The sequence below is a fragment of the Winogradskyella sp. HaHa_3_26 genome, from assembly GCF_019278425.1.
In the GTDB taxonomy this organism is placed as follows: domain Bacteria; phylum Bacteroidota; class Bacteroidia; order Flavobacteriales; family Flavobacteriaceae; genus Winogradskyella; species Winogradskyella undariae.
Map to the genome: position 1 here is coordinate 3,227,176 of NZ_CP058981.1, position 12,251 is coordinate 3,239,426.

7 protein-coding genes are annotated in these 12,251 nt (G+C 33.4%); all 7 read left to right on the forward strand.

What is annotated here, in order from left to right; genetic code table 11:
- The first annotated feature begins 661 nt into the window (after nucleotides 1-661).
- The gene (locus H0I32_RS13910) at nucleotides 662-1,462 is read left to right on the forward strand and encodes a hypothetical protein (RefSeq protein ID WP_179314403.1); all 801 of its coding nucleotides are present in this window, start codon (nucleotides 662-664) and stop codon (nucleotides 1,460-1,462) included.
- 442 nt (nucleotides 1,463-1,904) lie between these two features.
- Nucleotides 1,905-3,653, forward strand: a complete 1,749-nt coding sequence (locus tag H0I32_RS13915) for a hypothetical protein (RefSeq protein ID WP_179314402.1) — start codon at nucleotides 1,905-1,907, stop codon at nucleotides 3,651-3,653.
- A gap of 307 nt (nucleotides 3,654-3,960) precedes the next feature.
- Nucleotides 3,961-5,583 carry a type I restriction-modification system subunit M gene (locus tag H0I32_RS13920; protein WP_179314401.1) on the forward strand — a complete coding sequence of 541 codons (1,623 nt, stop codon included), beginning with the start codon at nucleotides 3,961-3,963 and terminating at the stop codon, nucleotides 5,581-5,583.
- Between the two features lie 3 nt (nucleotides 5,584-5,586).
- Nucleotides 5,587-7,593, forward strand: coding sequence for an ATP-dependent nuclease (locus tag H0I32_RS13925; protein WP_179314400.1), 2,007 nt, complete (start codon nucleotides 5,587-5,589; stop codon nucleotides 7,591-7,593).
- A 6-nt stretch (nucleotides 7,594-7,599) separates the two neighbouring features.
- Nucleotides 7,600-8,847 carry a restriction endonuclease subunit S gene (locus tag H0I32_RS13930; protein ID WP_179314399.1) on the forward strand — a complete coding sequence of 416 codons (1,248 nt, stop codon included), beginning with the start codon at nucleotides 7,600-7,602 and terminating at the stop codon, nucleotides 8,845-8,847.
- Nucleotides 8,848-8,860: 13 nt separating this feature from the next.
- Nucleotides 8,861-9,004 (forward strand): DUF1737 domain-containing protein, encoded by a 144-nt coding sequence (locus H0I32_RS13935; RefSeq protein ID WP_179314398.1) that lies wholly within the window; start codon nucleotides 8,861-8,863, stop codon nucleotides 9,002-9,004.
- 217 nt (nucleotides 9,005-9,221) lie between these two features.
- Nucleotides 9,222-12,227: a type I restriction endonuclease subunit R gene (locus tag H0I32_RS13940; protein WP_179314397.1), complete on the forward strand. Its 3,006-nt coding sequence runs from the start codon at nucleotides 9,222-9,224 to the stop codon at nucleotides 12,225-12,227.
- Nucleotides 12,228-12,251 lie beyond the last annotated feature (24 nt).

Below are 12,251 nucleotides of genomic sequence, written 5' to 3' on the forward strand. Positions count from 1 at the left end.
ATGCCACACTATTTCTAATTTATCATCAGGGTGGGGCAGATTCTAACAAAAATGTGTTCTTTAAATGCATTATAAAACAGTAAGAATACCTAATATATTTCCTCCTTAATCTTACTTCATAGTGGCTTTATAGTGGCTTCATGGTGGCTTGATCGTGTTGTTTTTTGTGGTTGTACGATTTGTTAAGAAGCTATTGGTCTGCCCCTCGGTTTACCCGAGGTACAACCGACGCATATTCGATGTTGTTCTTGATTAAGGTGTTGGTAAATCGCTTTTTTGTGTTATTGGTAAATTGGGTGGTCTTCATTTTTATTGAATTCTTAATGGGATTTCGGGGTGTGGTGCTAATTCTTCAATTTAGGGGCTGTTTTTTTGTTTCAATTTTAGAACATTATCTTAAAAAGGTGTGTTTTATTGTAAAAGGCTATAAATGAATTGTTTGCGAATTAAAATATTTTTTATATGTTTGATTTCTAGTCGTTTGGAAAAGTGATCGTTTGCGCGCTATAAGATCCGGATTTATAGTCGGCTAGATTTAACCAATTCTAGATTGGTATTTCGTCCCTATTTACTTTATATCCCAAAATCGTTTTGGGAATTCAATCCGATATGCTATAATCTTTTTATGCCATAGGTTATAGTTGTCTTAAACCTTTTAATTATGGCCAAGAACAATTCATTTATTAGACTAGAAGGAACCTTAGATGGTTTGACCTTTTTTAGAAAGAACGGTAAGAACTTTGTGAAAACGAAAAGTGGCGTTAGTAGGAACCGCATACTTAATGACCCCGCTTATAAACGTACCCGAGAGAACATGCAAGAGTTTGGAGGCGCAGCGCGTTGTAGTAAAGCTTTTAGAGATAGTTTTGCATCAATAGCTCGGCTTGTAGGAGATACTTATTTGAGTGCTAGAATTACAGGAAAGCTACGCGGTATTTTGCCAAATGGCGTAGGGTTAAGAGGAGAGCGAGACATTAATTTGGTTGATAACGCCGCCTCTTTAGTAGGTTTAAATTTTAATGAAAGTAAACCTTTTGATCGTCATTTTAATGCCCCATCTACAGGGCCTGTTATTGCTGCTAGCCGTGATACGGTGACTTGGTCTGTACCCGACTTTAGTACTGATACATATATTAATGCGCCAGAGGGCGCGACGCATTGCAAGTTGGCTTTGTGTGCAGGTTACACTAGCAATTACGAGTGGGAAGCAGTATTGAAGTCTTACGAGCCTGTAGAAGATACCCCAAATGGTATTGGAGAGGTGAGTTATAGTGCTGCTATCCCTTTAACAGGGATGGTTGGTGCAGCTACCAATTTGACTGTAGATTTAACTGCTAATGCGCCTATACCTGTAACTACGGCTTTGTTTGCCAGTACAGCTATTGTATTTTACCAAGAGGTTAATGGCGCTTTTTATGAGCTAGCCCAAGGCCATTGTATGAAAATTGCCGCGGCTGGGTAGTGCTTGGTATCTGATTTTTATTTTGTTGCCTTTTTATTGAGAAGTCTCGCATTGGTTGATCCTTTGCGAGATTTTTTTTGTTTTATTATAAAACCTCTGTCTCTGAAAAACGCATTATAAAGAGTAATTTTGTATTTTATCTTGTTTATTGTTAGTGGTTTATGTGTTTTTATTAGTTTTATTTCATCCCTGAGATACGGCTTCCTTAACCGTACACCTAACAATAACATGTTGTGTTGCTCTATAGTTATTTACCTGTGGTTATTTCTGTAGATGTGTTGTTAATCCCCCTAAATTAATATGAGTATTGCTGTAGCTTTTAAAAGGCCTTTTTGTTTGGTTTTTTTAAGCTGTGGCTGTTGTGTAATATCCCTTTTATTGGGTATTGTTTGTGCTAATGCATCTAATTAATTTTAAATATTAACTTAAAACCAACTGTATTATGAAAACTACATTACTAATTTTTACTCTTCTGATCTTTTCATTAGGTCTACATTCTCAGACCTTTTCTAAATCTATTAATAAAGACATTGTTGTTAATCAAAAAATTTTTATAGATGGATCAGGGACAACTCATCAGCTAACAAAAAACTATTATGTTAGAGCAGAAAAGGATGAGGCTACTGATTATCTTATTATAGATCTTATTTCAGATGATCCGGATAATGCTGATGATACACAAAAAAAAGAATCTTTTAAAATATATCCTTTATCCATTGAAGTTTTTTCTACAAGTTTTAAACAAGCTTATAAAGATTTGGTTGAGAAAAGTGAATTAATTACTGTGGATAGTTCTACTCAATTTAAAGATTTAGAAATTTCATTACTTTTTGTAGAACTTATAGCTTTTGAGCGTACAGAAAATGAAAGACCAGTTGTAGCAAATATTACTTTAAAAAAAAATATACCTGTAAAGATAAAATACAAGTATACTCCACAATATAATAGAGAAATAGAAGACTTAAAACTAGCTGATGATGCTACAGATGAAGCTAAAAAAGAAAAAGATAAAAAGAGAAAAGCATTAGAAGAAGAAGGCGATGGTTTGGTAGAGTTATGTAAAATTAATAGTGCTAAATTAGAACTTACATTTTACAATGGGTTTATAGAAAAAATAGAATTAGAGGCAGAAATAAAATCTGCGAAAGTAAGATTTACAAATCTTTACTCAATTGGGATTTCTTCTACAAGTGGTATCAGAAAGTTTGTAAAAAATAATATTCAAAGTTTTTATAGCTATAAAGAAGAAGCAGGTGATACGTTAGTAAGGGATTCTGAGGGTTCTATGTTATCTATAAATTTTGCAGATGTTATAGATTATGATAGAGAAATAGATATTAATGCGAATGATATAAGTCCAGAACCAACAAAATTAGTATTAACTAGTTTAGACGATAAAACAGTACTCTACAAAGAAGAATCTACTAAACTTTTTGAAGCGATTGTATATTCGGATTTTTTAGGTGTCTTTGATGCTGAAAACCCAAATGGTATTCTTCAAACGGAAGTGGCTAAAAAGTTTTATATTAATACCAACCGTGGAGAAGTCTCTAAAATTGGAAGTTATTTATTATCACCATTTTTACCTGCGTTATTTGCAGAAGGCTATGGTTTTTTTGAATATTTAGATGTTAGTGCTAAAATATCTAAGCTTGAAGAAAATAATAAGTTTTTAAATGCAGATACCCTTAATGGGGAATGGTATTTTTCGCCACTTAAAATTATGCAACACGAATCTTTTTCTATAGGTGCAGATCTTAATATTCTGTATTTAGAAAATCAAAATAAAAAAATAAACACAAATTTTGATATAGGTTTGCGTTATGGTAGAAGTGGATTGCAAATAGACGAGAACACCCAAGAGTTTTTTAATAGTATTACTACAACAGCAAAATTAGGTTTTCAATTTATTCCGGAAAAACGTTATGGTTTTTTAGCTAGTATTAAAGCTCAATATTTTCAAATTTATAATGATGATGGTTTTAATGTTATGTCTCTAAATAATAATAGTTTGGTTAGACCCAATCAATGGTTTAACCAAACTCAATTTCAGTTTTTTGTTAATACATCTACTACAGGGAAGTTATTTATAAGATATAATTTAATGACTGAAATGGAAGATTGGGATAATAATTTCTCTCAATTTCAATTTGGTTATTCTTTCTACTTATTAAAACAGAATGAAAAATAAATAGGGCATTGATTTTTTTAAATGAATTACCCCTTAATACTTGATAAAAAAAGCCCTTAAATAGTGGGCTTTTTTTATTGTATTAAATTATAAAAGCAATTTTGGTATTTAATGTTAAAACTAAATAGCCTAGTAGAAGTTTATATATCGTTTATTTTACGGGATACCGTAAACACAGCATCAAAAAGTATCTTACTTTTCACTTTGAAAAATGGAAGCTTTTTATACCTTTAGTGTTCCCTACAATTTAATATTAACTGACAGATCGTTTTGCGTTTATCTAACGCAGAATTAGTAATGCATATTTATGACCCAAAAACTAACTAAGGCCGATATCAATTTTGAGCAAGAACTCTGGAAAGCTGCCAATGAACTCCGAGGTGCAGTAGCCGAAAACCAATATAAAGATTACATTTTACCTCTCATATTCTTAAAGCATGTCTCTGAACGGTATGAGTTGCGACGCGATGGATTAAAATCGTTATTGCAAGATCCTAAATCGGATTATTATACGGAGGATAGCGAAGAACAAAATTATGTCCTTGAAGATCCGGACGAGTACCTGTCTAAAAACACCTATATCATTCCAGAAAAAGCCACATGGCAATTTCTACAGGATAGTGCGGAACAAGATAATATAAAAGTATTGGTAGATAATGCGTTTGATATTTTAGACGACACCTTAGCTACCTATAGACCCGACCTAAAAGGGATATTGCCTCGCATCTTTGTTAAAAGTCAATTAACAGCTAAACAAGTCGCTGGCTTAATTAACCTCTTAGCCAATCCTAAATTATCTGAAAAAGAAAACCCAGATAGCGATATTCTAGGTCGTGTGTATGAGTATTACATTGGTAAGTTTGCTATAGCAGAAGGTTCTGGTGCAGGACAATTCTTTACACCAGGAAGTATAGTACGTTTATTGGTGGAAATGATAGAACCTTATGAAGGTAAAATTTTTGATGCTGCTTGTGGTTCTGGTGGTATGTTTGTGCAATCCTTAAAGTTTTTACAAGCGCACAACGGAGATAAAAAGAACATTTCCATTTACGGACAAGAACGTTACGATGGTACATTGCGTTTATGCAAAATGAACCTCGCTTTGCGTGACTTGTCTTTTGATGTCCGTTTAGGCGATTCTTTACTACAAGATAAGTTTCCAGATTTAAAAGCCGATTTCATTATCGTCAATCCACCGTTTAATGTGAGTCAATGGCATCCAGAAGATTTACCTGAAAATGACCCTCGACTCTTTGGGCCTAAAGATGAGTTTACCACCGATGGTAGCGCCAATTATATGTGGATGCAAACCTTTTGGAGTCACCTTAGCGATAAAGGCACAGCAAGTGTGGTAATGGCAAATGGCGCCATGACCTCTAACAATAAAGGTGAAAAAAACGTGCGTCAACACATGGTAGACAATAGTATGGTAGATTGTATTGTACGTTTACCAGACAAATTGTTTCTAACTACAGGGATTCCTGCCTGTATTTTTATACTCAGTAAAAATAGAGATGGTAAAGATGGCATTCATCGCGAACGTACTAACGAAATACTTTTTATAGATACTTCTAAAATGGGGACTATGGAAAGTAGAAAGCTACGTGTGTTTACTGACCAGGATATCCAAAAAGTCACGGATACCTACCACGCTTGGAGAAACATTAATGACACTGTCATTGCGAGCAACGCGACGCCATCTGTCTCTTATGAAAACACAGACGGCTTCTGCTACAGCGCAACTCTAGAAGAAGTACAAAAACAAGATTACAAATTAACGCCAGGTATTTATGTAGGTACAGAAGCAGTTGAAGATGATGGTATTCCTTTTGAGGATAAAATGGAAACTTTAAAAGCGCAATTGCAAATGCAGTTTAAAAAAGGGAATGCGTTGCAGCAACAGATTTTAACGAATTTTGAAAAATTTTAATATATGATATTTGGAGTTTTTTTAAGACATTATAAATGCTATAAGAATTTGCATTACATACCGTTTACAACAAATTATAAAAATGCTAATCTTAATTTAATTATTGGTAAAAATGGATCTGGAAAAACTTCAATACTAGAAATACTTGATGTTTACTTTAATAAAAACAGCTTTCAATTATCTCATGATGCAAATCGATTAGACGCATACATTGCACCTGTTTTTATTATAGAAAAAACCTTTATAGATAAATTACATTCAAACTTTAATGGTACAAAAAGAGAGCTTGAAGAAATGCTAAATATAATTAGTGATTTCTTATGGAATTTAAAGGCGCCAAATAATAGTAAACCACAAGCTGCATTTGAAAATTTAAAAAATAGAATTAATCCTTCAATAAAAAGGGAAACACATTATTTTTTAGTCGACGGAATAGATGTTGATTCAACAATAAAATTTGGACCATTTGAAGAATTATTGAATGTATTAGAAATTACATTTGACAAGAAAAAGATAAATAAGCTATCTACTGCAATTAGAAATTCATACAATTATATATTTATCCCAGTAGAAACAGATTTAAATGATTATTTAAGATTAGAAAACAGCAGTTTACAACACTTAATAGGTCAAGATGTTAAAAAGAAAATTGATGATATTTTTGATGAAAAAGTAACCTTTGATGGTAGTGAAAAGAAAATTATTACAATTATAAATGAGAATTTAGAAGATTTTGTAACTAAAGTAGAAAATAGAGTTCAAAAAATAGATAATAATTATTCTTTTAAAACAGATCCAAACGTAAAGAAAAAAGTTACATCAAAGGATTTAAGAGGTAAAGTAATTGAAGAATATTTTAGAAATAGAACATTACGCAAAAATGATACTAAAATTTCGGCAATGAGTTCTGGTCAAAGAAAGAAAGCCCTAATAGATATTATTTATTCTTTACTCGTTAATAATTCTGATACAGAAAGTAATATCATATTAGGGATTGATGAACCTGAATCATCTTTAGATGTTACAAATTGTTTTGATCAATTCGAAAAAATAGAAAAAATAGCAAACAGCAATATCCAAACATTTGCGACTACACATTGGTATGGAGCATTACCGATTGTAGACAATGCGACAATATCTCATACATTAGAGGATGAAAAGCAGATACCCCAAATAACAAATTTTGCTTCTTCTAATTTATTTGATAGTCATGAAGCGCATCGTGTTGAAGATATATTCTTTAAGAGTATTTATGATCTTGCATCTTCCATTTTAGCTTCCTTAAGAAATGGAAATAAGGACTGGATTATTGTTGAAGGACATTCTGATAAAATTTATTTACAATCTTATTTTGATCTCGAAAAAGTCAAATTTTTATCAATTGGAGGAATAGACAGGCTAATTAGTTTAGTTGATTTTTTGTCAATTCCATTAAAGAATAAAAGCGAAAAAAATTACACTAAAAACAAAATTATCTTTTTGTCTGATAATGATAGAGAATATAAATCTTCAATAATCACTGAATCTGAAATTATTTATTTTAAAAGATATCTTTTTAAAAACGGAAATGTGGAATTAATAGATTACATCGAGAATACACATGGAGAAGAAATAAGAATTGAGGATGTAATGAATCCCAAAATCATGTGGGAAGCCTTAAACAAATTAGCAGATTCAGAAGAGGGTTTAAAGTCGGTGTTAGCTGATTTTAAGCACCAAAAGGATTTTACTTTAAGCAAGTTTGGAGGAGATTATTCTTTTGTTGAAACGGATAAGAAAGGTGCTGAAAAAGTAGCGTTAATGACGCAATTAAGTGGTGTTATAGAACCATTGAAAACACGTTTAGCTTTGATATATAATGATTTATGTCATAACGATGAATTAGAATGGATAAGTACTATAAAAAACACCTTAAACAAAAGTACCAAGAAACAAACTCGTGGTAAAACTTTAAAAAGAAAACCAACAGATATTGATAATAAAGGAATAAAAAAAACTAGAAAATTATAAAATTTAATGCCCAATAACTGGAAAACATATAAACTAGCCGAAATTGGAGATGTAGTTACAGGAAAAACACCTTCTTCAAAACATCCTGAGGATTTTGGTGATGAGTTTGCATTTGTAACGCCAACAGATTTTGGAGATTATCACAAATCAATCTCAAACGCAAAAAGATATTTATCGCAGACTGGGGTAAATCGACTTAAAAATAAATTATTGCCTAATAATTCAGTAATTGTTACTTGTATTGGTTCAGATATGGGAAAGGTGGCTATTAATAAAATTCCTTGTGTAACTAACCAGCAAATAAATTCGATTAAAATAGATAAAGAGTTTTTTGATGTTGATTATATCTATTATTATTTAAATAGTATTTATGATTATTTAAAAATGTTAGCAGGTGATGGCACAACTATGCCTATAATTAATAAGGGAAGATTTGAAGAAATTGAAATTAAGGCACCTAGGTTAAAAGAACAAATCCAAATAGCAAACATCCTATCAGTCATAGACGATAAAATAGAAAACAATCTAGCCACAAACAAAACCTTAGAAGACATGGCTATGGCATTGTACAAACATTGGTTTGTAGATTTTGGTCCTTTTCAAGATGGCGAGTTTGTAGATAGTGAATTGGGATTAATTCCTAAAGGTTGGGAGGTGAAAAGTGTTAAAGATTTTGGAGATACTATTACAGGTAAAACACCTTCTAAGAAGTTTCCGGAGCATTTTGGAAATGAAATGCCATTTGTAACGCCAACAGATTTTAAAAATTATGGAAAGCATATATTAGACGCGAATCGTTCTATTTCTAAGTTGGGAATTGAGAAGCATCAAAGAAATATTATTCCTGTAAATTCAATAATAGTCACTTGCATTGGTTCTGATATGGGAAAAGTTGCAATTTCAAAAGCTTCTTGCTTAACAAATCAACAAATCAATTCACTAAAATGTAATAACTATCATTACATGTATTGCTTCTTTGTTTATAATTATTCACTTTTAAAGAGGTTAGCAGGAGATGGAACGACTATGCCGATAATTAATAAATCTACATTTGAAGCTATAGAAATATTGTATCCAGGAGAGGTAAACTTAAATAACTTTGAATGCCAATTAAACGAATTTGATGAACAAATACTTATTAATTCTCAAGAAAACCAAACGCTAACAAAGCTTCGCGACACTCTATTACCAAAACTAATAAGTGGAGAGGTGCGCTTAAAAGAATTTAGAGCACAAGTAGAAACAATAATTTAAAACGAAAAATATTATGGAATACAAAATAATCAAAGTACGTCATATAGATATGTTAGCCGCTAGTGTAAATGAAGCCATACAAAATGGATGGCAACCACAAGGAGGTGTTGGGGAAACTCTTGGGGGAGAGTACTTTCAGCCAATGATAAAGGAATAAGAAGCAGATTGCCGCGCTGCGCTCGCAATGACTAATAATAGACAGATTGCCGCGTCCTGCGTCCTCGCAATGACGGAAGATAATAAGCAGATTGCCGCACTGCGCTCGCAATGACTAATAATAGACGGATTGCCGCGTCCTGCGTCCTCGCAATGACGGTAAATAATAGACAGATTGCCACGTCCTGCGTCCTCGCAATGACGGAATACCATAAAATATGACCAAAGAAGCCACCATAGAACAAGCGACTATAGATTGGTTAACCGATTTAGGTTACAAACACCAATTAGGTACTACTTTACCACAAAACCATACGACGGAAGTGGTTTTAAAAGATCGGTTACTTCAGTTTATAGAACAGCAGTATCCTGATATTCCGAAAGAGATACAAACTTTAGCAGTATCTGAGTTTACTAATAATGCGGGTGCAGATTTAGAGCATCGTAACCGTACCTTTCATTTAAAACTCACCAAAGGGATTGAGTTTGCTTATGAGGATGCTTCGGGTAAGGAAAAGGCCGTTCATATTTATCCCATAGATTTTACAAACCCAGAAAATAATACCTTTTGGGCCGTCAATCAGTTTAGTATTACAGGAAAAAACAAACGGCGTCCAGACATCATCATATACATTAATGGTTTACCATTAATTGTATTTGAATTGAAAAACTGGTATGACGAAAACACCAACATAAAAGAAGCGCACAACCAAATACAACATTACATTAAAGATATTCCGTTGTTGTTTGAGTATAATGCCTTAACTATTATTAGTGATGGTAACGAGGCGCAACATGGTATGTTTAGTTCGGGTATGGAATGGTTTGCTGCTTGGAAAAGTATTAACGGTAGAGATACGGTACAGGAAGACGATTTCCAGATGCACACCTTGTTATTTGGTTTGTTCCCTAAAGACAGAATCCTTAATTATATAAAGAACTTTATTTTTCATGAAGATCATAATGGAACGCTTATTAAAAAAGGAGCCAAATACCATCAGTTTTTCGGTGTTAACTTTGCAGTAGAAGCCGCTAAAACATCGGTGCGTCCGTTTGGTGATGGTCGTATTGGTGTTATTTGGCATACGCAAGGGTCTGGTAAAAGTATTTCTATGGCTATTTATACCGGTATTTTACGCAGTCTTCAAGAATTAAAAAATCCAACCATCGTCATTCAAGTCGATCGTAGTGATTTAGACCGGCAACTGTATGACAACTTTGTATTAGCTAAAGATTTGGTTGGCGATGTGCAACATGCCGATACTACACAAGATTTGCGCAACTTATTAAGTGCAGGCGCAGGAGGCGTTATTTTCACCACCATAGAAAAGTTTAGATTAAAGCAAACCACAGATGAGGCTTTAGGGGAATTAGAGCATCCTATTTTGTCGGAACGCGAAAACATCATCGTTATGGCAGATGAAGCGCATCGCACACAATATGGTTTATTAGATGGCTTTGCTTCTAATTTACGGAAAGCCTTGCCTAATGCATCCTTTATAGGTTTTACAGGAACACCAGTAGATAGTAAAGATGCAGACACCCAAGAAGTGTTTGGTTCTGTAATCCATACTTACGATATAAAGCAAGCCGTAGCCGATAATGCCACTGTAAATATTTTTTACGAACCCCGTTTAGCAAAATTGCATTTATGGAATGAAAGTATTGATGATGAAGTTGATGCTTTGGCAGAAGGCGAAGAAGATAATAGCAATCTAAAATGGGCTGCTATTGAAGATGCCGCAGGAAGCGAAGATCGTGTTAATAAAATAGCAAAAGATATCCTAAGCCATTACACCAACCGAACCAACACTTTGGCAGGAAAAGCCATGGTAGTTTGCATGAGTAGACGTAATTGTGTGAAAATGTATAATGCACTAACCGCTTTAGACGGTTGTCCTGAAGTCGCCGTAGTAATGACGGGTAATATTTCTAAAGATCCCGTAGGTTGGAATCCACACTTTAGAACAAAAGATGCTACAGAAGGTATAAAAGCACGATTTAAAAAGGAAGATGATCCTTTAAAAATCGTGATTGTTAGAGACATGTGGTTAACAGGTTTTGATGCACCATGTGTGCACACCATGTATGTAGATAAAATTATGAAAGGTCATAATTTAATGCAAGCCATTACGAGAACCAACCGTGTTTTGAAAGATAAGAAAAACGGTGTTATTGTAGATTATATAGGTATTGGCGATAACTTAAAAACAGCAACTAGTAAATATACAGGTAGTGGAGGAGAAGGCAAACCAACTATTGATATGGAGCAAGCTTTAGAATTGTTTTTCAATCAAGTAGAGCTATGCAAAGCCTTTATTCCTGAATCTATTGATTATTCCGATTGGAAACGTTTGCGTGATGCTGATAAGGTACTTTTAGTAAAGGCAGCTTTAAACCATGTGATTAAATACGATGAGGACGCCAACAATTATATGAAGGCTGAGAAAACCTTGTCTAGTTTGTTATCTATTGTAAAAAGTCAGACCGAAATACAGGATTACGCAGTAGATGTGTTGTTTGCGCAACATGTTTCTAAAGCTTTGCGTAACGCAAAATCGGTAACATCGAGTCGAGGCGAGCAAAAAGAAAAAATTAAAGAATTGATTAGTCAGAGTATCGATTCTGAAGATATTGTAGATGTATTTGCGATGGCTGGAATAGAAAAACCAGACATCTCCATTTTAGATGACACCTTTTTACTAGGTGCTAAAAATGAAAAGGATGGACACGCTTTAAAAATAGAATTGATTAAAAATATTCTTAAAGATGAAATTAAATTACGTCTTCATAAAAATATTAAAAAGTACACGTCTCTAAGAGAAGAACTTGAAAAAGTAATAGACCGCTACCATAATAACGCCCTAGATAGTTATGCCACGATTGCAGAAATGGTAGAACGCGCCAAAGACCTTCAAAACGATGATAAGCGTACGGCAGAATTAGGGTTAAGTGATGAGGAATTGGCTTTTTATGATATTCTCGCGGCTAAAAAAGATATTATAAAGGAGGAAGGTCCTATTCAAGATATTGTACATGCTGTGGTTAAGGCCGTGAAATCTAATTTGCAATTAGATTGGGTTAAAAAAGAAAATGCAAAAGCTGCGATACGGTTATCCGTAAAGAAAGAATTACGGAAAAAAGTAAGTTTATCGAAGCTTAATGAGATCTTAGAAGAGATTATGCAACAAGCCGAAGGTCAGTATAGTGATTGGAGTGCTTAAGGATAGTAAAGTGAAATAAAAACA